The sequence below is a fragment of the Streptomyces sp. NPDC058008 genome (genome assembly GCF_042886395.1).
Taxonomy (GTDB): domain Bacteria; phylum Actinomycetota; class Actinomycetes; order Streptomycetales; family Streptomycetaceae; genus Streptomyces.
In genome coordinates, this window is sequence record NZ_JBHVQX010000006.1 from 101,325 (window position 1) to 124,150 (window position 22,826).

Below are 22,826 nucleotides of genomic sequence, written 5' to 3' on the forward strand. Positions count from 1 at the left end.
ACGATGTCCCGCGCCGCCGGCGTGGCCCACTGCTGCGCCGCCGAACCGTTGCAGTCCCACAACTGCACCACGGTCCCGTCCGCCGTACCCCCCGACGCCACGTCCAGGCACTTCCCCAACGCCCGGATCGTCCCGTCGACGCCCACCGACCACCGCTGGGCCGCCGTACCGTTGCAGTCGTACAACTGCACCGCCGTACCGTTCGCCACCGCACCACCCGCCACATCCACACACTTCCCCGCCAGCCCCGTGATGGGGCCGCCGCCGCCCGGCTGTCCCGCGTCCGTGCTGACGCGGACGTAGTCGACGAGGAGTTGCTGCGGGAGAACCGTGCTTCCGTCGGGGTCGCCGGGCCAGTAGCCGCCGACCGCGAGGTTAAGGATCACGAAGAACGGCTTGTCGAAGACCCACTGCTTCCCGCCCAGGTCGGCGGGGGTCCGCCGCTGGTAGACGGTGCCGTCGACGGACCAGGTGATGGCGTTCGGGCTCCAGTCGACGGCGAAGGTGTGGAACGCGTCCGCGAACGCCTGCCCCCCGGGCAGGGTGTAGCCCGCGCCGATGCCTCCGCTGCCCGAGTACCCGGGACCGTGCAGGGTGCCGTGGACGGTGGACGGTTCGAAGCCCACGTTCTCCATGATGTCGATCTCACCCGAGGCGGGCCAGCCGACCTGGCCTATGTCATTGCCCAGCATCCAGAAGGCGGGCCAGATGCCCTGGCCGCGCGGGATCTTCATGCGGGCCTCGACACGGCCGTACGTGGTGGTGAACCTGCCCGCCGTGTTCAGCCGGGCGGAGGTGTACTCGCACCGCCCGTACCAGCACTGGTAGTTGCCCGGGTTCTCCTTGCGCGCGGTGATGACCAGGTGGCCCTGGCCGTCGAGGACGGCGTTGCGGTTTCCGGCGGTGTAGTACTGCCGCTCGTGGTTGTTGACGTTGTCGCCGGTCTCGATCTGCCACTTGCCGCCGTCGACGGCCGAGCCGGCCGCTCCGTCGAACTCGTCGGAGAACGTGACGGCGGCGGCCGCGGAGGCGGCCGTGGTGTGCGCGGCGGGCGGGGACGCCGGTACGGGCGCGCTCTGCGCCAGTCCGGTGGAGAGCGAGGCGAGGCCGAGCACCATGACGAGGGACAGCACCAGGCGCCGAGGCGAGCGCGGGGAACTCATGCCTTCTCCCTTCGGGGAGCGTGAAGGACTGGCGTGCGCATGACAGACTTACACGCACACCGGATCCGTGCGGGTCGGGCGGGGACCGCGTCGAACACCCCGTGCACCCCGCGCCGGCAGGGCGGGGGCGCGAGGCGGAAGCACTTAGTTCACTACGTGATTTAAGGAATGAACGCCCACCGTGTCAAGAGGTTGGTATAGACCGGGGCCGCCTTCACTCCTTGACGTCCGCACGGAGCGGACGACGCGGGAGCGGGGGACGCGGCGCCACGGATCAGCCCGGGGTACGACGACGGCCGGTCGCATCGTGGAGACTTGGAGCAATGACCGGCCGCCGCGGCCACCGGCGGGCGTCACGGCCGGCGCGCGGAAGGTACGAGGGGGCGCAGCGCCCCCGGGAGCACCGGACCGACGCCGACGAGGGGGACACGATCAACACCACCGAAACGGGCCGGCACGCGCTGGACCCCACCAGTGTGACGAACGCGAAGGAGACGCTCCTCGATCTCCTGGGGCGCGCAGGGGTGTTCCGGGGCGAGGCCGAGGAGCTGATCGCGCTCGTCGAGGCCGGCGCGGTCGCGGACGCGCACGACGAGATCGGCAAGGCGATGGGTGACGGGCCCGGCGGCGGCCCGTACGACGCCGGCCGGTACGACGGCGCCCGGGCCGTGAGCGACGAGCTCGCCCGTGTCGCCGAGCGGGCGCTGGAACGCGCCATCGGCCCTGCGGCGGCATCCGGCTCCGCGGACGCCGTCGCACAGGACCGCCACCCCGTGGGGAGGGTGGACGTGGAGCGCGCCAGGGTGGCCGTGACGCCGCTCTACCTCACGTTCAGCGACATCTCGGACCTCGACCCCGAGGTGTCCCAGGAGGTCCTCACCGCGGTGCTGGGGACGATGAGCGTCGTCGGACGGGTCGGCTACGCCGGGCAGCTGGCGCGGTTCACCGCGTCCCACCACGGGCGGCTGACCCGCCTGTACGCGCATTACGGGCCACGCGGCCACATCGCCGTCCACGGCCGCTACTCCCTCCTCCACTCCCCCACGAGCATCGCCGTGCTCGAACGCCTGATCGCCGCGCCGTCGGCGCTCCGGGCCGAGTGGGAGCACGCGGAGCTGCCGCCCGCGTGGCTGGAAGGACTCGCCTCCGCCTGGCACGACGAAGGCTGAGCCGGGTCGGCCCCGAGGGTGCCGACCGGCCACACCTACCAGGAATCAGCCACGTGCGCTCCGGCCACTTCCCGCTTCGGCGGGGGGTGTGCCACAGTCGGGATCCGCATCCGTCCGGCCCGGATTTACATCGATGTACATGGTTCGACCCCGCGTCACCGAAGCCGCCCGTGACCCGGGAGCACCTGTTCCGGAGCCTGATCCGCCAGGGGCGTGCCCGTCCGCCCCGATGCCGCCCGAACCCGCCGCGTGGCGTGCCCCGGCGCGCCACCACGTTCCGCCGTCCGAGAGGAACCCGCTGATGCGCACGCGCCGACCACGGCTCGATCCCCCCACCCCGTCAGGGAAGGGCCGGCCCGCCGGCACCCCCGCAGCCCGCCCGACGGCCGCCGTGCGGCGGCTCCTGCTCTGCGTCGCGGGGGCCCTGAGCCTCCTGCTGGCCCTGGCGGCGCCCGCCCCCGCCGCCCCGGCCCCCGGGCCCGGCCCCGCGACCACCGCGGCAGCGGCGACCGGCACCCCCCTGCGCGACGGTACGGGCCTGTATCCGCGTGCCGTCCGGCTGGCGCACAGCGGTTCCGCCAACGGCCGGGTGCTGGCGAGCGTCGTCACCTTCGACGGCAACAACGGCGTCGGAGCCATCCACGAGAGCACCGACGGGGGTACGACCTTCCGCGAGGTCGGCCGCGTCACCGACCCCGAGTCGGCCGGTGGCCAGGGGCTCTGCTGCTCGACCCTGTTCGAACTGCCGCGCCAGGTGGGCGCCCTGGCACCGGGCACGCTGCTGTGGGCCTCGTCGGCGGGCCAGGACGAGCAGAACCGGCGGATGGCTCTGCGCGTATGGCGCAGCAACGACGTGGGCCGGACCTGGTCCTACCTCTCCTCCTGTGCCACCGCGAGCGGGACCGGGGGTCTGTGGGAGCCGGAGTTCTCGGTGGCCGCCGACGGCGCGCTGGTCTGCCACTACGCCGACGAGACGGACCCGGCCCACAGCCAGAAGCTGGTGGCGTCCCGCAGCTACGACGGCGTCACCTGGCAGGGGCGCCACGACACCGTGGCCAGCGGCTGGACGCCGGACAGGCCGGGCATGCCCGTGGTGCGCAAGCTGCCGAACGGCACGTACTTCATGAGCTACGAGATCTGCAACCCCGGCGGCCAGTACCAGTGCGTGGTGCACTTCCGTACGTCGGCGGACGGATGGGACTGGGGCAGCCCGACCGCACTGGGCACCCGTCCGGAGACGGTCGACGGCAAGTACTTCCGGGCCGCCCCGACCATCGCGTGGTCCCCGTCACCCGGCGGCGGCCCGAACGGCCGGATCCTGCTGGTGGGCCAGCGGCTGCTCAACCGGGACGGCACGCCCGCGGCGGACAGCGGCCGCACGGTCCTCGTCAACACGGAGAACGGGAGCGGTCCGTGGTTCGAGATCGACTCACCGGTGCGCGTCACCGATCCGGCGGTGAACTACTGCCAGAACTACAGCTCTCCGCTGCTTCCTTCGGCCGACGGGACGCGGTTGCTGCAGATCGCCACCGACTGGGACGGGTCCGTGTGCCGCCCCTACTTCGCCACGGGCTCCGCGACCGGAAGCGGTGACGCGGCCGGGGTGGTGGACGGGGCGCTCTACCGGCTGCGGAACGCCGGCAGCGGGCACTGCCTCGACGTGGCGGGCGACTCCCGCGCCGCGGGCGGCAACATCCAGCAGTGGACCTGCAACGGGCTGGCACCGCAGGACTGGACGGTGCGCGCCCGGGGCGACGGCCGGTTCACCCTCACGGGCCGCAACAGCGGGTACTGCGCGGATGTGGAGAACGGCTCCGCCACGCCCGGTGCGAACGTCCGGCAGTGGTACTGCAACGCCCAGCCGGCCCAGGACTGGCGCCTGCAGAGCGTCGGCCGCGGCTACTTCCGGCTCGTCTCCGCCTCCAGCGGCCAGTGCCTCGACGTGGCGGAGGGCTCCCGCACCGCGGGCGCCAACGTCCAGCAGTGGACCTGCAACGGTCTCCAGCCGCAGATCTGGCAGCTCCGGCGGGCCTGAGGGCCCTTCGGAGCGGGTGGCGGCCCCCTCGTCCTTCCGGGGAGGCCGCCACCCGCTCGCCGCCGCGCTAGCCGGGGAACTCCGTCGCCGTCGGACGGCGTGACGCGGCCGTCGCCCCGTCGATGCCGTCCAGCGGCCTCAGCCGGTAGGTGTAGGAGTAGTCCCGGTCGGCGAACAGCTTGAACTCGTCGTGCGTGTGCGCGCCCCAGCTGTCGTCACCGCCCACTCCCATCTGCCGGTGGTTCAGCCGCAGCACGACCTCCTTCCGCGGGGTCAGCTGGTAGTCGTGGCGGACGCCCCGCGAGAGGTCCTCCGGGGTGAAGTGCGAGGCGTTGAACTCCATCAGCGGCTCGGCCGAGGCGAGCAGCCCCCTGCCCCTGCCGTCCGTCAGCGCCACCCATCGCACACCCGTCCTGTTGCCGTTCTCCTGGGGGCGGACATAGGGCGTCCACTGCGCGGAGACGGTGCCGGAGTACAGCCCGACGTCGGTGCCGTTGTCACGGTCCCAGTGGTTCTCCTCCGGACCGCGGCCGTAGTAGTGCAGGTGTTCCAGACGGCCCGGCAGGAGGAGCAGCGAACCGACCTCCGGGATGTAGGGCAGGCCGGACGCACCCGGGTGCAGGGTGTGGTCGACCTTGATCTCGGCGTTGCCGAAGACCGTGTAGGTGGTGGTGTAGGCCGACTCCGTCGTGGTGGGCAGGGTGCCGCTGACGGTGATCTCGACGGCCCGGTCGCCCAGCTCGCGCACCGTGACTCCCGTGACCTTCCGGTCGCTGCCCGCGAAGCGCCAGGTGCCGTTCCGGCCGGGCTGGCCGTTGCCGATGTCGTTGTCGGTGGGGGCCCGCCAGAAGTTCGGCGCGGGGCCCGAGGCGATCAGCTGGTCGCCTCCCGCCTCGTAGGAGGTGATCAGGCCGCTGGACTTGTCGAGAACGACGGAGAAACCCTCGCCGGTCACCGTCACCGAGCCGTCGCCGTCGCGGTGGCGGAGCGCGGGTACGGAACCGAGCGGCCGGGGCGTCACGGCGGGGCCGCCGGTGTCGAGGGCGAGCTGCCGGCCGGCCACCTCGAACCCGGCCTCGGCCCACTTCGTGGCCTGCCTGGTCGTGAACGACAGCCGCAGGAAGTACTCCGTGCCCGGCCGGGGTGCGTCGGGCAGGCTGAAGGGGACGGTGAGCGTCCTGCTGGAGAGCGGGGCGATGTCGAGCTGGGCGCGGGTCAGCTTCCCGCGCTGCACCGTCCTCCCGTCGGCGACGACGGTCCAGCTGCCGTCGAACTCACGGAGGTTGGTGAAGAGGTACTCGTTGGTGACGGTGACGCGCCCGGAGGCCGCGCCGCCGTCGGCACTGACGCCGATCGCCTGGAGGACCCGTTTGATCTCCGCGGCCTTTCCGGTGTGGGCCCGGTCGGCGGTGACGATCCCGTCGGCACTGAAACAGCCGTCGTTCGGGTTGTCGCCGAAGTCACCGCCGTACGCCCGGAACGTCCGCTCCGGGGGCCGGACCTCCTCGAAGCCGACGGTGGCGGCGTCGAACCAGAGGCGTACGCCGTCGTCGCCGGGTCCACGGGAGCGGGAGGCGAGCTCGGCCGCGGTCAGGGCCCTGGCGTAGACACGGGCACGCCGGACGGTGCCGCTGAACTCGCGGGTCCCGTTGTCCGCGTCGGTCGCCAGGGAGACGGGCGCGTTGTTGCTGTCCGGGCGCCGGGGGGCGGCCTCGGTGGCCTTGACCTCACCGTCGACATGGAGGGTGAGCGTGGCCGCCGACGCGTCGTAGACGCCCGCGATGTGGTGCTCGCCACCGGTCCAGTCCGGCGGCAGTGACCAGCTCGCGGTGGTCCAGCGCCCGCCCGAGTGGATGAAGAACTCCAGGCGGCCGTCCGTCTGCTTCAGGGCGTACTGGGTGTCCCCCTTGGCCACGATCGGCTGGTGACGGCCGGTCACCTTCTGCGTGACCCATGCCTCCAGGGTCAGTGAACCGGTGATGTCGAGCCCCGCGTCGCGCGTGAAGACCGTGCCGCCGCTGACGCCCTCGTCCCGGTCGAAGGTGCCGCTGGGGGCGAGGATCTCGCCGCTGACCGCGCCCGGTCCGGTTTCGGTGAACAGTTTGCGCGTCGGCGTCGGCCAGGTGAGGGCCTGGTCGGCGAAGTCCCAGATCCAGCCGCCCTGGAGGACGTCGTACCTGCGGATGATGTCCCAGTACTTCTTGAAGTTGCCGCTGGAGTTACCCATCGCGTGGGAGTACTCGATCAGGACGAACGGGCGTGTGTCGGCGGTGTCCTTGGCACGCTGCTCGACCTGGGCGGGCCTGGTGTACATCTCCGAGCGGATGTCGCTGATGCCGGGGCGGTCGTCGCCCTCGTACTGGATGACCCGAGTGGGGTCGTAGGCGCGGATCCAGTCGTGCATGGCGACGAACGAGGATCCGGTGCCCGCCTCGTTGCCGAGGGACCAGATGACGGCCGAGGCGTGGTTCTTGTCGCGGTGGACCATGTTCCTGGCGCGGAACAGACAGGCCTCGGTCCAGTCGGCGCGGTCGCCGGGATAGCTGTCCCGGATGCCGTGGGTCTCCAGGTTGGTCTCGTCCACCAGGTACAGGCCGTACTCGTCCGCGAGTTCGAGCCAGAGCGGGTTGTTGGGGTAGTGGGAGGTGCGGACCGTGTTCATGTTCAGCCGCTTGACGACCTCGATGTCCTTGACCATGTCGGCGCGGGTCAGGGACATCCCCCGCTCCGGGTGCATCTCGTGCCGGTTGGTGCCGCGCAGCGAGACGGGCTTGCCGTTGATGCGCATCAGACCGTCCGTGAGGGCGAACTCACGCAGGCCCACCCGGTGCGACAGCGTCTCGGTCACCCTGCCCGCGGGATCGCGCAGCCGCAGTACGGCGGTGTAGAGGTACGGGTGCTCGGCGGACCACAGGCGCGGCTTCGGCACGGCTCTTTCGGCCCGTACGGTCACGTCGTTCCCGGCCGGGGCGGAGCCGAGGTCGGCTGACTGCCGAAGCGGGCGGGACCAGACGGGGTGCCCGTCGGCGTCGTAGAGCTGGGCCTCGACGGTGTACGTCCCCTTCGCGGTGGCGTCGTAGGCGCGCACGGAGGCGGTGACGGACAGTCCGGCCGTCGTGTGGCCGTCGCCGAGCGGGGTGTCGAGCTTGAAGTCCCGCAGGTGGACGGCGGGGGTGGAGAAGAGGTGGACCGAGCGGAAGATCCCGCTCAGCCGGATCATGTCCTGGTCCTCCATCCAGTCGCCGTCGGAGAAGCGGTAGACCTCCACGGCGATCTGGTTGCGGCCCCGCCGGAGGTGCGCGGTGATGTCGTACTCGGCGGAGGTGTAGCTGTCCTCGCGGTAGCCCACCGGCTTGCCGTTGATCCACACGTAGTGCGCCGACTTCACGCCCTCGAAGTGCAGGAACACCCTGCGTCCGGCCCAGCCGCCCGGGACGGTGAACGTACGGCGGTACTGGCCCACGGGGTTGTAGCGGGTGGGCGCGAACGGGGGCTGCGCCTCCTCCCCCAGGCCGTTGGCCCCGGCCCAGGGATAGGTGATGTTGGAGTAGATCGGGAAGTCGTAGCCGTGCAGCTGCCAGCAGGACGGCACGGGGATGGTGTCCCAGGAGCGGTCGTCGAGGTCGGTCCGGTGGAAGTCGGGGTCGCGGTCGTCGGGACGGTCGGCGTAGGCGAACTTCCACGCCCCGTCGAGGTCGAGCCGCCACGGGGACCGTGTCCGGTCGCAGGCCAGGGCCTGGCGGAGGTCCGCGTACGGCATGAGCGTGGTGTGGGGCGCCTCCGAGCCGACGTCGAAGACCGCGATGTTGTTGTTCCACTCCGGGTAGCCGTTGGCGGGCGGCCCTCCGGCAGCGGGTGCGGAGCCGGCGTGTGCGGAGGCGCCCCCGGACATGGCTGCCGGAAGGGCGGAGAGGGCGAGCGCGCCGAATCCGGCGGCTCCGCCCTCCAGAAGCCGGCGACGGCTGACGTTCAGGTGCGGGCGGCCCGGCTGGTGGGGGGAGGACGAGTGCTGCATGGCAGTGGACCCCTAGGGATGGCCGTACTGCGCGCGGCGGTGCGGCGCACAGCACGTGGGCGTGTCGTCGTGTTCCGTTCGATGCCGTCGGTATCCCGGCCGGAGGCTCACGGCCCGGACCTGCCGCGGTGGCCGCCTCCCCGGCCGGCTCGGCCCTGTTCGCGGCTGTCACGCCCTGCGCTGTCGGTCCTCATGTCGATGCGGCTCCTCGCGGGGGAAGTTGCCTCTTCGTCACGTTCGGGATTTCGTCACACGTCCGAAATCCTGCCGAGACCGTAGTGACGCGTGGTGAGGGGTGTCAACGGTCGCGCAGGACAGGTGTGTCCCGAGGGAGCCGCGGGCGTCTCCGCGCGGACGGGGGCGTCTCCGGTGCCCGGCGCGGTCAGGGGGCGGGACCGGCGCCCGGCGCGGACGGGGGGCGGGGCCAGCGCCCGGCGCGGACAGAGGGCGGGGCCAGCGCCCGGCGCGGACAGAGGGCGGGACCGGCGCCCGGCGCGGACGGGGGGCGGGACCGGCGCTGGCTGCGGCGAAGGCGACCCGCACGGTGTTCGGCGTATCGGCGCCGGCTGCCGGGGGCACGGACGCGGCAGGGGTGGGCGGCGCTGTCGGGCCGGGAGCCGGCCTCGGTGAGCGGGCCCGGCGGCGCGGAGCGGGCGGTCACCGCTCCGACGCCTCCCGGCCGGGGCGGCGGGGCGGCCGGTGCGGGACAGTGCGGCCGGGGCGGCCAGTGCGGCCGGGGGACGGTCGCGTGCAGGCGCTCACCCCGTCCGGCCACCGGTCCCGTGGCCCGACGGAGCCCCTGGCAGCTGGTCCGGCAGGTCTCCGAGGATCCGCTCCCACAGCAGCGCGTCCCGCCAGCCGCCGTCGAGGAGGATCGTGGAGTGCGCGACGCCGTAGGGGCTGAACCCGTTGCGGCGCAGTACCCGTTGCGAGGGCAGGTTCTCCAGGTCGGTCGACGCCTCGGCGCGGTGCAGCCCGAGTTCGCCGGCCATCACCCCGAGCACGAGACCGAGGGCGCGCCCGGCGTGCCCCCGGTTCTGGGCGACGGCGGCGATCCAGTATCCGACGGAGCCGCGGCGCAGGTGCGGCTGCCGCAGGATTCCTCCGACGGTGACCTGCCCGATCACCTGGCCGTCGGCGAGCACCACGCCCGGCCAGACCGTTCCGGCCCGGTATCCGGCCAGCAGGCCGTCGATCCGTTCGGCCTGGCCCTCCGGGGTGAAGAAGCCGTCCGGCTGGGCCGGTTCCCACGGCCGGAAGGCCTCGATGTCCCGCGCCCGGTGCCCGGCTATCGCCGCGGCGTCGGCGGGCTCGATCAGTCGGATCCTGGTGCTGCTGCGCATGGGCCGGTCCTCGTCGCGGTGCGTCACATGGGCGGCCACCCTATGCGAGCACCACCGGGGCCGGAGCGGGGCCGGGCGGCCGGAGGCCCGGTCCCGGTCCGGGGCCGTGCACGAGCGCGTCGTCCGCCCACGCGCGAAGGCCCCGCGCACGGCCAGGTGGCCGTGCGCGGGGCCCGGAGGACGGGCGGGCTCAGATCGTCGCGGCGTCGATCACGAACCGGTACCGCACGTCGCTGTTCAGCACGCGCTCGTACGCCTCGTTGATCTCGGACGCGCCGATCAGTTCGATCTCGGCGCCGAATCCGTGCTCGGCGCAGAAGTCCAGCATGTCCTGGGTCTCCCGGATTCCGCCGATGCCGGAACCCGAGAGGGACTTGCGGCCGCCGATCAGCGAGAAGAGGTTGAGGGAGACGGGCTCCTCCGGTGCGCCGACGTTCACCAGGGCGCCGTCCGTCCTGAGGAGGGCGAGGTAGGCACCGAAGTCCAGGGGCGCGGACACGGTGGACAGGATGATGTCGAACGTACCGCGCAGCTCCTCGAAGGTCTTCGGGTCGCTGGTGGCGTAGTAGTGGTCGGCGCCGAGCTTCAGGCCGTCGTCCTTCTTGCGCAGGGACTGCGAGAGGACGGTCACCTCCGCACCGAGCGCGTGGGCGATCTTGACGCCCATGTGTCCGAGGCCGCCCATGCCGAGGACGGCGACCTTCTTGCCGGGACCGGCGTTCCAGTGCTTCAGCGGGGAGTACGTGGTGATGCCCGCGCACAGCAGCGGCGCGGCCTCGTCCAGCGACAGGCCGTCGGGGATGCGGAGGGTGTAGTTCTCGTCCACGACGATGTGCGTGGAGTAGCCGCCGTAGGTGGGGTCGCCGTTCCGGTCCAGGGCGTTGTAGGTGCCCGTGTTCCCCTCGGCGCAGTACTGCTCCAGACCGGCCTCGCAGTTCTCGCACGCGCGGCAGGAGTCGACCATGCAGCCGACGCCCACGCGGTCGCCCACGGCGAACCTGGTCACGCCGGAGCCGGTTTCGGCGACGACGCCCGCGATCTCGTGGCCGGGCACCATCGGGAAGATGCCCTCGCCCCAGCCGTCGCGGGCCTGGTGGATGTCGGAGTGGCAGATACCGGCGAACTTGACGTCGATCAGCACGTCGAACTCGCCGACCGCGCGGCGCTCGATGGTGGTGCGCTCCAGCGGAGCCTTGGCGGAAGGAGCGGCGTACGCAGCGACAGTGGTCATGTGGGAATGCTCCTAAGCGGTGGTCCTGCAGCCCGGTGGCTTTCGGTCCGGGCACGCCGTCCAGCCTGCTCCACTTCCGGGCGTCCACCCAGCCCACGGTTGTGCCTACGTCCAGTGGTCCTACTACTGGCGGGGTCAGGATGGTGTGCGTACGACCGTGGATACTGGACATATGGAGGAACAGTCTGTGACCGGGCGACGCCCCGTCGGTGGCCCCGGTCCCGCCGGTGGCCAGGGGCACGCCCTCGACCGTCGCGCCGAGCTCGGCGAGTTCCTGCGCAGCAGGCGTGCGCGGCTGAAGCCCGAGGACGTGGGGCTGCCCGACTTCGGGCGGCACCGCCGGGTCCCGGGGCTGCGGCGTGAGGAGCTGGCCCAGCTGGCCGGTGTGTCCGTGGCGTACTACACACGCCTTGAGCAGGGCAACGGACAGAACGTCTCCGGGGAGGTGCTGGGCGCCATCGCGTCCGCGCTGAGGCTGACGGACGCGGAGCACGCGCACCTCACCCATCTCGCGAAGCCCAAGCGGCACAAGAAGAAGCCGTCGGCGCGCCAGCAGCGGGTGCGGGGCGCCCTGTGCCAGCTGCTCGACACCATGGACGGCGTTCCCGCGTACGTCGTGGGACGGCGCTCCGAGATCCTCTCCTGGAACCCGATGGCCGCGGCGGTCTTCGGCGACTGGTCGCGGCTGCCGCCTCCCGAGCGGAACTGGGCGCGGCTGGTGTTCCTGGTCCCGGAGTACCAGGAGCTGTTCGTGGAGTGGGACCAGAAGGCCTCGGACATCGTCAGTTATCTGCGGATGGACGCGGGATGCCATCCGGACGACCCCCGCCTCTCCGCGCTCATCGGTGAACTGTCCGTGAAGAGCGAGGAGTTCCGGCGGCTGTGGGCCAGGCACGACGTCAAGGAGAAGAGCCACGGCGTCAAGCGGCTGCACCATCCGCTGGTGGGTGAACTCTCGTTGTCCTTCGAGACGTTCGCCCTGCCCGACGACGCGGAGCAGTCGGTGGTCGCCTATCACGCGGAGCCGGGCTCCGCGTCCGCCGAGGCGCTCCGGCTGCTCGCGAGCTGGGGGACGGACGCCACCCGGGCGGGCGTGTCCGCACCGGGACGGCAGTAGCCGGGGCAGGATTCCCGCGTCCCGGCGGACAGCCGGCGACGGCGGGTTCCGCCCGTTCGGCGGGGCGTCGCGCCGCTGACGGCGAGGTCGTCCCGGGCAGGTGCGGAGGCGCCCGGAGGCGGCCCGGCACCGGGGCGGGGGCCGCGGGCCCGGGTGTGATCCACCGGCTGTCCGGTCAGCCGGGTACGGCCCCGGACCAGCCTGTACGCTGCGGGGATGCAGTCGTCCGCCTCCTCCTCCCCCACGCGGTCCGGCCGGACCGCGGCCCCCGCCCAGCGCGGTCTCCTGACGGAACGGATCGCGCGGGAACTCGAGCACGACATCCGTTCCGGCGAGATTCCCGTCGGGGCGAAGCTCCCCTCGGAGCGCGAGCTCGCGACGCAGTTCGGCGCCAGCAGGAACGTCGTGCGCGAGGTGCTGCGGCGCCTGGAGGCCCAGCATCTGATCGAGGTCGCACCGGGCCGCGGTTCGTTCGTGCGCGAGCAGACCTCGGGGCAGGCCAGGGGGTACGACGCGCTGTACCGCGCCGGCCGGCCCACCGTCAGACAGCTGATCGAGGCCCGGCTGCCGCTGGAGGTCGAGACCGTGCGTCTGGCGACCGAGCACGCGACGGACGAGGACATCGAGGCGCTGAGGACCGCGCGCGACACCCTGGAGTCGGCGAGCGACGTGGTCGTCAAGGCCCGCGCGGACATGGCCTTCCACGACGCCATCGCGGTGGCGAGCGGGAATCCCGTGCTGCGGATCATGCTCTCGTCGATCAGCGGGATGATGTTCGAGATGATGCTGCGCTCCAACTCCGACCCCTCGATCGGGGAGCCGGGTGTGCCGCACCACCCCGAGATCTTCGAGGCGATCGAGGCGCGCGACGCGGAGCTGGCCTGTGAACGGATGCGGGAGCACCTGATGCTCGGTCTGCGCACCTACGGGAAGGATCTCGACGTCCAGGTGGACATCATGGCGCGCAACCACATCGAGGCGCTGCTCGACGAGACCGGAAACCCCTACGGCGCCGGCCGGACGGGCGAGTAACGCCCCGAAGGGCCCTGACCTCCCTCTTCCCGTCCCGCACGGGCCGGGAAGGCCCCGTTCGATCCGGTGCGTCGAAGGGGTACCGGGTACGGCTCCCCCCTGCTAACGTCCCTGTGGTCCGACTGGTCCTACCAGTTGGACCGGCAGGGACGAGAGCTTTCCGGGGGCGGCACGCCCCCGGGTGAGCACGACGCACCACAGCGCAGAAAGACGAGGACAACGATGTCCACGAGCAGCCAGCTCATCAGCCGGCGCTCCTTCGGCAGGCTGGCGGCAGGGGTCGCCGGAGCTGCCGGGATGGGGGCACTCGGCGCGTGTACGACCAGGGGTGGACGGCCCTCCGCCGACACCCCGCTGCGGATCATGGCCATCAACCACGTGTGGTCGCAGGCGATCCGGCGCCGGACGAAGGAGTTCGAGGAGCGGGTGGGGCGGCGGGTCTCCATGACCCTGCTCACCGCGGACCAGCTGGCGAGCAGCTACAACGTGAAGCTCAACGCCTCGGGCACGGACGTGGACGTCATGATGGTCCGCGCCCTCCAGGAGCAGTTGCTCTTCGCGCACAACGGCTGGCTGGCCGACCTGAGCGACCGCGTCACGCAGGACACGGACTTCGCCTGGCCCGACTTCCAGAAGGCCCCGCGTGAGGCCTCCCTGTCGGGCGGCAAGGTGCTGAGCGTCCCCGTGGTGACCGAACGCCCCGCCCTGTACTACCGCAAGGACCTGGTGGAGGACCTCGGCGGACCGCCGCCCACCCTGGAGGGGCTGATGTCGGCCGCGCAGGAGCTCACCGACAGGAAGAAGGGGTTCTTCGGCTTCGTCGGGCGGGGCCAGCGCAGCGGCGCCGTGTCCCAGTGGTCGAGTTTCCTGTACTCGCACGGCGGCGACTTCGTCGTGCGCGGGAAGTCGGGCATCGGCACACCCGAGGCTCTCGCCGCGTACGAGTACTACGGCAGGCTGCTGTCGAGGACGGGCCCGCCCGGCGCCACCAACATGAGCCTCGAACAGGCCATGCCGATCTTCGCGCAGGGCAAGGCCGCCTTCTACATCGACGCCGACGCGATCTACAGCAGTTTCCTGGACCCGAAGGTGTCGACCGTGCGCGACAGCGTCGGCTTCGCCCCCTTCCCGGCCGGGCCGGCCGGCGCCCGTCCCCACAACATCCCGTCCTGGAGTCTCGGCATCAGCGAGTTCAGCCTGCTGCGCGACGACGCCTGGGAGTTCATCCGGTGGGCCGCCGGCGCCGAGATGACGGCGGCCCTCCAGAAGGAGGGCATACCCGGCGCCCGCGCCTCGGTGTGGTCCGACCCCGCGTCACTGGCCTCCTTCCCGCCGGATCTCGCCGAGGCCATGCGGCTCAACGCGGAGCGGGGCCTGGGGTACGACAGGCCCCGCGTCCTCCAGGTCGGCCGGGCCCGGGACATCGTGGGACGGCCGCTGGTCGCGGGCATCCTCGGCAACGACGTGCGGCCGGTGGCCCGTGACGCCGACGCGGAGTTCGCCGATTTCCTCGTCCGCGACAACCGCCACAAGGAGTCCTGATGTCCACCACCGAGGTCTCCCCCGCGCGCGCCGGCACCGGCCCGGCCCCCGCACGCCGTCCCCGTACCTTCGAACAGGCCAACCGGCGGCTGAAGTGGACGATGCTCGCCCCGGCGCTGCTGTTCGTCGGCCTGATGATCGTCTTCCCGCTGGTCTACACGGTCCACCTCAGCCTGACCGACGCCTTCGGCGCGGTGAACGCGGGCAAGGAGCACGTCGGGCTGCGGAACTTCACCGACGCCCTCGGTGACACCCGCCGGTTCTGGCCCGCCGCGCGGCGCACGCTGGTCTTCACGGTCGGGGCGGTCGTGCTGGAGACCGCGCTCGGTCTGGCCCTGGCGATGCTGATGCGCAAGCCGTTCAGGGGCATGCGCTGGGTGCGTACGGTCCTGATCATCCCGCTCCTCACCACACCGGTCGCGATCGGCATCCTCTGGCTGCTGATCCTCGACCCGACCAACGGCATAGCCAACCACCTCCTCGCCGGGGTCGGGCTGCCCCGCCAGGAGTTCCTCGGCTCCGTCAGCCAGTCGCTGCCGACCCTCATGCTCATCGACGTCTGGCAGTGGACGCCCATGATGACCCTGCTGCTGCTCGCCGGGCTGACCACACTGCCCGAGGAGCCCGAGGAGGCCGCCCGCGTCGACGGGGCGAACGGCTGGCAGCGCTTCCGCCACGTCGTGCTGCCCATGCTCGGACCGGCGCTGGCCACAGCCCTGGTGCTGCGCGCCGTGGACGCCCTGAAGACCTTCGACATCCTGTACGCCACCAAGGGCGCGGGCGGTGGCTCGGACTTCGAGGTGGAGACCCTGAACGTCTACGCCTACGGGCTCACCTTCGACTACCAGGAGTACGGCCTGGCCGCCGCCGTCCTGGTCCTGTTCACGCTCTTCATCATCGGTGTCGTGGTGCTGCTGCGCCGCCGGGGCGGAAGGAAGACCGCATGACTGCCACCGTCACCCCCGCACCCGTCCCGGCGCACCTGCGCCGGCGTGCGGTCCGCTCCTGGCTGCGCGGCGCCGCCATCGCCGTCGTGACACTCGTCTTCGCGCTGCCGCTGGTGTGGATGTTCGCCGCCGCGTTCAAGACCAACGTCCAGGTGACGGATCCGTCCGTGGGCCTGTGGTTCAGCCCCACCCTGGACAACTTCCGGAGCATCGTGGAGGCCGGGCAGATCCTGCGGTCCATGGGGAACTCGCTGCTGGTCGGCGTGGTCTCCACCGTGCTGTCCGCGGTCATCGCGGTGCCCGCGGCCTGGGCGGTCGGACGCTTCGGCATGCACCGCACCGGATCACTGATCCTGGTCGCCCGCATCGTGCCGGCGATCTCGCTGCTGGTCCCCTGGTACTACCTGTTCGCGCAGCTGGGCCTCGTCGGCTCCTACACCGTGCTGATCCTCAGTCAGATGTTCGTCTCGGTCCCCCTCATCATGTGGATCATGATCAGCTTCTTCGCCGGCCTGCCCGTCGAGCTGGAGGAGGCCGCGCGCACGGACGGGCTGAGCGCCTTCGGAGCCTTCCGCCGCATCGCCCTGCCCCTCGCCGCACCCGGCACGGCGACCGCCTCGCTGCTCGCCTTCGTCTTCAGCTGGAACAACTTCATGTTCGCGCTGATCTTCGCCGACGACCGCACCCAGACCGTGCCGGTCACCCTCTTCAACTTCATCTCGTACGCGAGCACCGACTGGGGCGGCCTGATGGCCGCCGCGACGCTCATCACCGTCCCGGTCGTCCTGGCCGCCGTCCTCGGACAGAAGTACCTGGTCGCCGGGCTGACCTCCGGCGCCACCAAGGGCTGAACGGCCCTCTCCCCCGCATCCGGAAGAAAGAACCCCCATGAAAATTGTCGACGCGAAGGTCCTCGTCACCAGCCCCGGCCGCAACTTCGTCACCCTCAGGCTGACGACCGACGAAGGACTCACCGGCCTCGGCGACGCCACGCTGAACGGGCGGGAACTCGCCGTGGTCAGCTACCTGGAGGACCATGTGGCGCCCCTCCTCACGGGCCTCGACCCGCACCGCGTCGAGGACACCTGGCAGTCCTTGTACCGGGGTGCCTACTGGCGGCGCGGGCCGGTGACGATGGCCGCCATCGCCGCGGTGGACGTCGCCCTGTGGGACATCAAGGCGAAGGCCGCGGGCCTTCCCCTCTACCAGCTTCTCGGCGGCGCGAGCCGGGACCGCGTGGGAACGTACGGCCACGCCAACGGCCGTGACATCCCCGAACTCCTCGACTCGGTCCGCGCCCGCCTGGCCGAGGGCTACCCCGCGGTGCGCGTGCAGTCCGGCATTCCGGGTCTCAAGGCGGTGTACGGCGTCTCCAGCACGAACGCCGACGGCTCCCCCGTGCTGCACCAGCAGGCCCGGCCGCTGGTCGAGGACTGGGACACGGACGCCTACCTGCGCCACATGCCGGACGTACTGGAGGCGGTACGCGCGGAGTTCGGCCCCGAGCTGCCCCTCCTGCACGACGCGCACCACCGGCTCACCCCCGTCCAGGCGGCCCGGCTCGGCAAGGACCTGGAGCCGTACCACCTGTTCTGGCTGGAGGACTGCACGCCCGCGGAGAACCAGGAGGCGCTGCGCATCGTCCGCCGCCACACCACCACGCCGCTGGCCGTCGGCGAGGTCTTCAACACGGTGTACGACTACCAGACCCTGATCACCGAGCAGTTGATCGACTACGTCCGGTCCGCCGTCACCCACTTCGGCGGCGTCACCCCGCTGCGCAAGCTCTTCGACTTCGCCGCCCAGTACCAGATCAAGAGCGCGATACACGGGCCGGAGGACATCTCCCCCGTCGGTATGGCGGCCGCCGTCCATCTCGACCTCGCCGTGCACAACTTCGGTATCCAGGAGTACTCGGGCCACACCGCGCTCACCGAGGAGGTGTTCCCCCACGCCTACACCTTCCGGGACGGCCACCTGCACCCGGGCGAGGCTCCGGGCATCGGGGTGGAGCTGGACGAGGGACTGGCGGCCGCCCATCCCTACGAGGCGGCGTACCTGCCGGTCAACCGGCTGCACGACGGGTCGGTCCACGACTGGTGACCTCCCGGCCCGTGTTCCGGGACCCGGCGTCTCCCCGCCGACGGGCCCGGAGCACGGGCGGACGGCCCCGGGGGCGCACCGCCGGCCGGGAAGCGGAACGCGATGCGGTTCGACGCGCGTGAGCCGTGCGTCCAGGACCTCGGCCCTCCTGTACGTGCGGTGCGTGCAGGGCGGCTGTCGGCGCGGCCGGTCGGTCGGCGGGCCCGGATCGAGCAGGCGTGGCAGCGGTGGTGTCCCGCGGGATGTGGCCGTACGCGGACACCAGGACGTCGGGGACGCGGTCCGCACACCGCTCCTCGTGTGCACGGCACGCCCCTGTTCCGTGCACGACGCCGAAGCGGAGCCCACCGGACTACACCCGCGCGAACCCGCTCCCGGCTCGGGCCCGTCGTGGTCACCGAAGACGCCCACGGCTCGCCTCGCCCGGGCATCGGCCGGTTCGGGCGTCGCCAGGCCCGCCCGGTCCCCGCGCGGACGATCGCATCGCCCCCGTCACGCCCCGCCCGGATCGATGCCGGCAGCCGCCGGGCCGCCGGTAGGCGCCATGGACAAGGCGCGCGCTCCCCGCTAGCTTCTCCGATGGTTCGACAACGATGTCACGACGCCTCTCCCAAGGAGCAGTGATCGCCGATGGTGTCCCGGAGAACCCTTCTTCAGGCAGGCGGAGCAGCTCTCGCGGCCGGTGGGCCGGGAGTCCTCCTGCCCGGCCGGGCGGACGCGGCCGGGCACGGTGCCGCGTCCCGGCAGCTGCCGTCCTTCGGCCGCCCCACCCGGCTCGACGTCGCCGACGTCAGCTCCCTCCACGGCGACGACCAGTTGCTGCTGACGACGCTCCAGGGGGTCGTCAACCGCCGCCGCCCCCGCCTCTACTTCACCTTCGACCCGAGCGGCGCCGACCTCAGGTGGCTGCCCGGCACCGGCGCCTCGGTCACGCTCCACGACCATGCGCTGGACCTCGTCGGCCGCTACCGCGGCGAGACCCGGGGCGCGGTCCTGCACGATCCCGCCGTCCCGGACTCGGTGAACGTGGCGACCACCCTGGCCGGCCTGGAGAACGCCGTCGTCGCGACCGCCGCACAGGCGCGTGAGCACCGCCTGAGGACCGTCGTCGACCTGCGGGGCCGCTTCGACGCCGGCGACGTGGTCGCGACGTACCGCTGGCAGCTGGACCACCTGTTCCCACGCTGCGCCCGCACCCTGCTCGCCGGGCTGCCGCCCACCCGGACCGTAGGTGTCGAAGGGGTGCGCTGGCGGGAGGTCGCCCGGGAGGCCGTGCGCGTGCGCGACGCGTCGAACCGGCGGGTGCGCACCTTCGATCTGGGCGCGGAGCTCTCCGGCGGCGACGGGGTGTACCTGCGCTTCCAGGACTCCTTCGGCGACGACGGCTGGGGCGCCTCGGTCGGTTCCGTCAGGGTGACGGCCGACGACGGCCGGGTGGTCGCCGCCTTCGCCCCCGGTACGGCCGCCGAGGCGCCGTACCTCTTCGACGGCTCCGGTTCCTCCGTCGGTGCCGCGGGAAACCGGTTCTGCGACGGCGGCGGGTCCTTCGTCTACCGCTTCACCCCGCCGGCCGGTACACGCGGCCTCACGGCCGAGGTCGATTTGTGGAACCAGTTCCTCGTGTCCGCCACCACGACCGCGCCCACCAGGTCGGAGCCGTTCCCGTACTTCCGCGACTACGCCGTCGCGAGCCGTGCCATGGTCCTGTGGCTGCCTCCGTCCGGCGGGACGGGCCTGCTCCTGGACGAGGTATTCGGCCGGGTCGAGCCCACCACGCCCTACGCCGGATGGTTCTCCGACGACGTGGCGGGCGAGTGGGGCGGCGTCGACCGGGCCTCACGGCACGGAGTGCACGTGGTGCCCGCCGACTTCTACATGAACGGCACGGTGCACGCCGGCGTCCCCGCGAAGATCCCGCGCACGGTCCCGCCGAGGCCGAAGGCCGCTCTCCGTAACCGTGTCCACCTCACGTTCACCGTCGGCGAGGGCGACAACATCCAGTACTGCCAGCGCCGTATGCGGACCATCTGGGACGACCCGGAGCGGGGCCGGGTCCCCGTCAACTGGACCGTCAGCCCGCTTCTCGCGGACATCGGCCCCGCGCTGCTCGCGTACTACCGGAACACCGCGACCGAGAACGACCTGCTGATCGCGGGTCCGTCCGGTGCGGGTTACACCTACCCCGGCTCGTGGCCCCGGGAGGCGCTGGACGCGTACACCGCGCTCACCGGGCGCTACCTGCGGCGGACCGGCATGGACCTGGTCTACGCCTACAACCCCCGCAACGCGACGGGCGACGGGTGGGTCCCGATCGACGAGCGCGTCGCCCGCTCGTACCGGAAGAACACGCCGGTGCGCGGCATCATCCAGTCGTGGGAGACCGGAGACCTCCAGGCGCGGCCGGCCGGGATACCCGTGATCGGCAACTTCTTCCCCCCGGGGAAGGCCGCCGGGTACCGGGACGCGCTGCTGCGGCACATCGAGGGCTGGGACGGCGCCGCACCGCTCTTCGTCGCCTGCGCGATCAACGCCTGGAGCTGGACGCCCACGGACATCGCCGAACTGCACGACTCGCTCGGCGAACCGTTCGAAGTCGTCCGGGGAGACACCTTCTTCGATCTGTACGACGCGCACCTCCGCTCAGGCCGGGCGGGAACGGACGGGCGGACCTGACGGGTCACGGATCTGACGAGCACTCAGGCCGACCGCACGGCGCGGTGACCGCACGCCGCTCCTGACGGGTCAGCGGATCCGGCGGCCTCCCCTGCCTGCGGCGTCAGCTGCGGCGACGCGGCCCGCACACGTTTCCGGTCAGCCATGGTACGCAATTAAGTCAGTTGATTGATTTAGAAAGTGGGGTGGTGTCTAGTGGCGGGGAGAGCGGACGCAGGGAGGCAGGCATGAGTGAAGCCCAAGAGGTACGGCCGCCGGACCGCGCGGCGGCGGCCCTTCAGCCGCCCCGGGGCCGGGAGGCGGTGAGCGGCACGGAACCCCGCACCGGACGCGGCGCCGGCACCCGCGAGGCCATCATGGCGGCGGCCGAGCGCCTCTACGCCGAGCACGGGCTGTCGAACGTCTCCAACCGGCAGATCGGTGAGGCGGCGGGGCAGGGCAACAACACCGCCGTCAGCTATCACTTCGGCAGCAGGACGACGCTCGTACGGGCCATCATGGCCAGGCACGGCGCACACGTCGACGTCATCCGCGGGCACTACGTGGAAGCCGTCGGCGACAGCACCGACCTGCGGGACTGGGTGCGCTGCCTGCTGCGCCCGGTGACCGACCACCTCGCGGGCCTGGGCGTCCCCTCCTGGCAGGCCCGGTTCGCCATGCAGGTGATGGCCGACCCGCTGATGCGGGCGCTGGTGGCGGAGGAGTCACTCGCACGGGACAACCTGCGCCGGACGCTCCAGGGGCTGGGCGGGTGCCTGTACGACATCGTGCCCCCGGAGATCCGCCCCGTACGCGCCGACATGGCCCGCCATCTGATCACCCACACCTGCGCGGAGCGGGAACTCGCCCTGGCCGAGAACCCGGTCGAACCCGGCAGGTCCTGGGAGCGCACCGCCGACGCGCTGGAGGACGCGCTGGTGGGACTGCTCGCCGCGCCCACCGCCCGCCGCTGAGAGACCGTCAGGACCCACCGATCCGAGAATGAGGGAGAGCATGAAGATCACTGTGGACGAGGAGAAGTGCTGCGGTGCCGGGCAGTGCGTACTGATCGCACCGGAGGTGTTCGACCAGCGTGACGAGGACGGTGTCGTCGTCCTCCTCGACTCCGCGCCCCCGGCCGGTCAGCACGAGGCGGTCCAGGAGTCCGCCGCGGTCTGCCCCGCCGCCGCCATCCACCTCCACGAGGACGCGTGAGCACCCCGTCGAGCGTGCTCGTCGTCGGCTCGGGCGCCGCGGGTCTCTCGGTGGTGGAGAGCCTGCGCCGCAAGGGCTACCGCGAGCCGATCACGCTGCTCGGCGAGGAGATCGGCACGCCCTACGACCGCCCGCCCCTGTCCAAGCAGGTGCTCGCCGGGACGTGGGAAGCCGAGCGCACACACCTGCGTACCCGGGACGTACTGGACGCCCTGGACACGGAGTTCGTCCTCGGCGACCGCGCGCTGTCCCTGGACGCCGCGAAGCGCACCGTGCGCACCGAGAGCGGCGCCGAGCTGGGCGCCGAGGCCGTCGTGGTGGCCACCGGACTCCACGCGCGCAGGCTGCCCGCCCTGTCGGGTGTGGCGGGCGTCCACGTCCTGCGGACGCTGGAGGACGCCGCACGGCTGCGCGGGGAACTGCTGGAGGCTGACAGGGTCGTGGTCGTCGGTGACGGGGTGCTCGGCTCCGAGATCGCCGCCACCGCCCGCCTGATGGGCGCCGACGTCACATTGATGGGTCCTCAGGCGGCGCCCATGCAGGCCCAGTTGGGCCTGGAGGTCGCCCAGCTCCTCGCCGCGCTGCACACCGGGCACGGGGTGCGGCTGCGCCCGGACACCCTGGTGGAGGCGCTGGAGACCGCCGACGGGCGCGTCACCGGTGTCCGCCCGGTCGACGGCGGAACCGTCCCGGCGGACCTGGTCGTCGCGGCGGTCGGCAGCGTTCCCGCCACCGACTGGCTGGCCGGCAGCGGGCTCGTGCTGGAGGACGGTGTGGTGTGCGACTCCCGCTGCCGTGCCGCCGAGGGGATCTACGCCGCCGGGGACGTGGCCCGCTTCCACCACGAGGTCCTCGACCGGTCACTGCGGCACGAGAACCGTACGAACGCCACCGAGCAGGCCATGCTGGTCGCGGCCAACATCCTGGGTGAGGACCGCCCCTACACTCCCCTCCCCTACTTCTGGACGGATCAACTGGGCGTCAAGATCCAGGTGTACGGCCTTCCCACGCCCTCGTCCACCGCCCACATCGTCGAAGGCGGCACGCGGGAGGGGCGGTTCGTCGCGCAGTTCCGCGACGGCGAGGGCAGCCCCGTCGCCGTCCTCGGCTGGAACATGCCCAAACAGGCCCGCCTGCACCGCCAGCAGCTCCTCGACAGATACGCCCCCGCCCCGCGGTGACCGGAGCCTCCGCCGGGTCTCCGGCAGGCCCTACCCGCCAGGCCCCGCCCTGACCGTCCGGAAGCGCCGCCCGTACCCGGC

Annotated in this window: 16 protein-coding genes; 12 read left to right on the plus strand and 4 right to left on the minus strand. The window is 72.1% G+C overall.

Annotated elements, in window-relative coordinates; translation table 11 throughout:
- Positions 1-1,163, minus strand: a 1,163-nt coding sequence (locus ACFVS9_RS07930; protein ID WP_389930919.1) for a family 16 glycosylhydrolase, incomplete at its 3' end; no start/stop codon positions are given.
- Positions 1,164-1,486: 323 nt separating this feature from the next.
- Here ACFVS9_RS07930 and ACFVS9_RS07935 point away from each other — a divergent pair.
- Both ACFVS9_RS07935 and ACFVS9_RS07940 read left to right on the plus strand, forming a co-directional pair.
- The gene (locus ACFVS9_RS07935; RefSeq protein WP_389930920.1) at positions 1,487-2,332 is read left to right on the plus strand and encodes a hypothetical protein; all 846 of its coding nucleotides are present in this window, start codon (positions 1,487-1,489) and stop codon (positions 2,330-2,332) included.
- Between the two features lie 301 nt (positions 2,333-2,633).
- Positions 2,634-4,367 carry an RICIN domain-containing protein gene (locus ACFVS9_RS07940; RefSeq protein WP_389930921.1) on the plus strand — a complete coding sequence of 578 codons (1,734 nt, stop codon included), beginning with the start codon at positions 2,634-2,636 and terminating at the stop codon, positions 4,365-4,367.
- A 67-nt stretch (positions 4,368-4,434) separates the two neighbouring features.
- Here ACFVS9_RS07940 and ACFVS9_RS07945 read toward each other — a convergent pair whose 3' ends face one another.
- The 3 genes from ACFVS9_RS07945 to ACFVS9_RS07955 all read right to left on the minus strand — a co-directional run bounded on the left by ACFVS9_RS07945 (position 4,435) and on the right by ACFVS9_RS07955 (position 10,956).
- Positions 4,435-8,382, minus strand: coding sequence for a glycoside hydrolase family 2 TIM barrel-domain containing protein (locus tag ACFVS9_RS07945; protein WP_389930923.1), 3,948 nt, complete (start codon positions 8,380-8,382; stop codon positions 4,435-4,437).
- 758 nt (positions 8,383-9,140) lie between these two features.
- A complete protein-coding gene (locus ACFVS9_RS07950) occupies positions 9,141-9,725 on the minus strand; it encodes a GNAT family N-acetyltransferase (RefSeq protein WP_389930925.1) in 585 nt (194 codons plus the stop codon).
- A gap of 190 nt (positions 9,726-9,915) precedes the next feature.
- A complete protein-coding gene (locus ACFVS9_RS07955) occupies positions 9,916-10,956 on the minus strand; it encodes an NAD(P)-dependent alcohol dehydrogenase (protein WP_383118566.1) in 1,041 nt (346 codons plus the stop codon).
- A gap of 172 nt (positions 10,957-11,128) precedes the next feature.
- Between ACFVS9_RS07955 and ACFVS9_RS07960 the strand changes: the two genes are divergently transcribed.
- The 10 genes from ACFVS9_RS07960 to ACFVS9_RS08005 all read left to right on the plus strand — a co-directional run bounded on the left by ACFVS9_RS07960 (position 11,129) and on the right by ACFVS9_RS08005 (position 22,745).
- On the plus strand, positions 11,129-12,073 hold the full coding sequence (locus ACFVS9_RS07960) for a helix-turn-helix transcriptional regulator (RefSeq protein ID WP_383118565.1): 945 nt from the start codon (positions 11,129-11,131) through the stop codon (positions 12,071-12,073).
- A gap of 216 nt (positions 12,074-12,289) precedes the next feature.
- Positions 12,290-13,105, plus strand: coding sequence for a FadR/GntR family transcriptional regulator (locus ACFVS9_RS07965; RefSeq protein ID WP_389930927.1), 816 nt, complete (start codon positions 12,290-12,292; stop codon positions 13,103-13,105).
- 222 nt (positions 13,106-13,327) lie between these two features.
- Positions 13,328-14,647 carry an ABC transporter substrate-binding protein gene (locus ACFVS9_RS07970; protein ID WP_389930928.1) on the plus strand — a complete coding sequence of 440 codons (1,320 nt, stop codon included), beginning with the start codon at positions 13,328-13,330 and terminating at the stop codon, positions 14,645-14,647.
- Positions 14,647-15,594: a carbohydrate ABC transporter permease gene (locus ACFVS9_RS07975; RefSeq protein WP_389930930.1), complete on the plus strand. Its 948-nt coding sequence runs from the start codon at positions 14,647-14,649 to the stop codon at positions 15,592-15,594. Before ACFVS9_RS07970 ends, ACFVS9_RS07975 begins: the two co-directional genes overlap by 1 nt.
- Positions 15,591-16,445 (plus strand): carbohydrate ABC transporter permease, encoded by an 855-nt coding sequence (locus tag ACFVS9_RS07980; protein ID WP_383118561.1) that lies wholly within the window; start codon positions 15,591-15,593, stop codon positions 16,443-16,445. The genes ACFVS9_RS07975 and ACFVS9_RS07980 overlap by 4 nt, the downstream gene beginning before the upstream one ends.
- Positions 16,446-16,482: 37 nt before the next feature.
- Entirely contained in the window at positions 16,483-17,697 is a 1,215-nt protein-coding gene (manD, locus tag ACFVS9_RS07985; protein ID WP_383118560.1) for a D-mannonate dehydratase ManD, read from the plus strand.
- A gap of 630 nt (positions 17,698-18,327) precedes the next feature.
- Positions 18,328-20,370 carry a GxGYxYP domain-containing protein gene (locus ACFVS9_RS07990; protein WP_389930931.1) on the plus strand — a complete coding sequence of 681 codons (2,043 nt, stop codon included), beginning with the start codon at positions 18,328-18,330 and terminating at the stop codon, positions 20,368-20,370.
- Between the two features lie 356 nt (positions 20,371-20,726).
- On the plus strand, positions 20,727-21,323 hold the full coding sequence (locus tag ACFVS9_RS07995; RefSeq protein ID WP_383118567.1) for a TetR/AcrR family transcriptional regulator: 597 nt from the start codon (positions 20,727-20,729) through the stop codon (positions 21,321-21,323).
- Between the two features lie 40 nt (positions 21,324-21,363).
- Positions 21,364-21,564 (plus strand): ferredoxin, encoded by a 201-nt coding sequence (locus ACFVS9_RS08000; RefSeq protein ID WP_389930933.1) that lies wholly within the window; start codon positions 21,364-21,366, stop codon positions 21,562-21,564.
- Complete coding sequence (locus ACFVS9_RS08005) at positions 21,561-22,745, plus strand: NAD(P)/FAD-dependent oxidoreductase (RefSeq protein WP_389930935.1); 1,185 nt, start codon at positions 21,561-21,563, stop codon at positions 22,743-22,745. The genes ACFVS9_RS08000 and ACFVS9_RS08005 overlap by 4 nt, the downstream gene beginning before the upstream one ends.
- The last annotated feature ends 81 nt before the right edge of the window (positions 22,746-22,826 follow it).

What these genes read in the sequence shown, in the direction of transcription:
- ACFVS9_RS07980 (WP_383118561.1), top strand. Translation starts at nt 15,591, where the DNA reads ATGACTGCCACCGTCACCCCCGCACCCGTCCCGGCGCACCTGCGCCGG.
- ACFVS9_RS07970 (WP_389930928.1), top strand. Translation starts at nt 13,328, where the DNA reads ATGTCCACGAGCAGCCAGCTCATCAGCCGGCGCTCCTTCGGCAGGCTG.
- ACFVS9_RS07945 (WP_389930923.1), bottom strand. Translation starts at nt 8,382, where the DNA reads ATGCAGCACTCGTCCTCCCCCCACCAGCCGGGCCGCCCGCACCTGAAC.
- ACFVS9_RS07965 (WP_389930927.1), top strand. Translation starts at nt 12,290, where the DNA reads ATGCAGTCGTCCGCCTCCTCCTCCCCCACGCGGTCCGGCCGGACCGCG.
- ACFVS9_RS07950 (WP_389930925.1), bottom strand. Translation starts at nt 9,725, where the DNA reads ATGCGCAGCAGCACCAGGATCCGACTGATCGAGCCCGCCGACGCCGCG.
- ACFVS9_RS07990 (WP_389930931.1), top strand. Translation starts at nt 18,328, where the DNA reads ATGGTGTCCCGGAGAACCCTTCTTCAGGCAGGCGGAGCAGCTCTCGCG.
- ACFVS9_RS07955 (WP_383118566.1), bottom strand. Translation starts at nt 10,956, where the DNA reads ATGACCACTGTCGCTGCGTACGCCGCTCCTTCCGCCAAGGCTCCGCTG.
- ACFVS9_RS07975 (WP_389930930.1), top strand. Translation starts at nt 14,647, where the DNA reads ATGTCCACCACCGAGGTCTCCCCCGCGCGCGCCGGCACCGGCCCGGCC.
- ACFVS9_RS07960 (WP_383118565.1), top strand. Translation starts at nt 11,129, where the DNA reads ATGGAGGAACAGTCTGTGACCGGGCGACGCCCCGTCGGTGGCCCCGGT.
- manD (WP_383118560.1), top strand. Translation starts at nt 16,483, where the DNA reads ATGAAAATTGTCGACGCGAAGGTCCTCGTCACCAGCCCCGGCCGCAAC.
- ACFVS9_RS07940 (WP_389930921.1), top strand. Translation starts at nt 2,634, where the DNA reads ATGCGCACGCGCCGACCACGGCTCGATCCCCCCACCCCGTCAGGGAAG.
- ACFVS9_RS07995 (WP_383118567.1), top strand. Translation starts at nt 20,727, where the DNA reads ATGGCGGCGGCCGAGCGCCTCTACGCCGAGCACGGGCTGTCGAACGTC.
- ACFVS9_RS07935 (WP_389930920.1), top strand. Translation starts at nt 1,487, where the DNA reads ATGACCGGCCGCCGCGGCCACCGGCGGGCGTCACGGCCGGCGCGCGGA.
- ACFVS9_RS08000 (WP_389930933.1), top strand. Translation starts at nt 21,364, where the DNA reads ATGAAGATCACTGTGGACGAGGAGAAGTGCTGCGGTGCCGGGCAGTGC.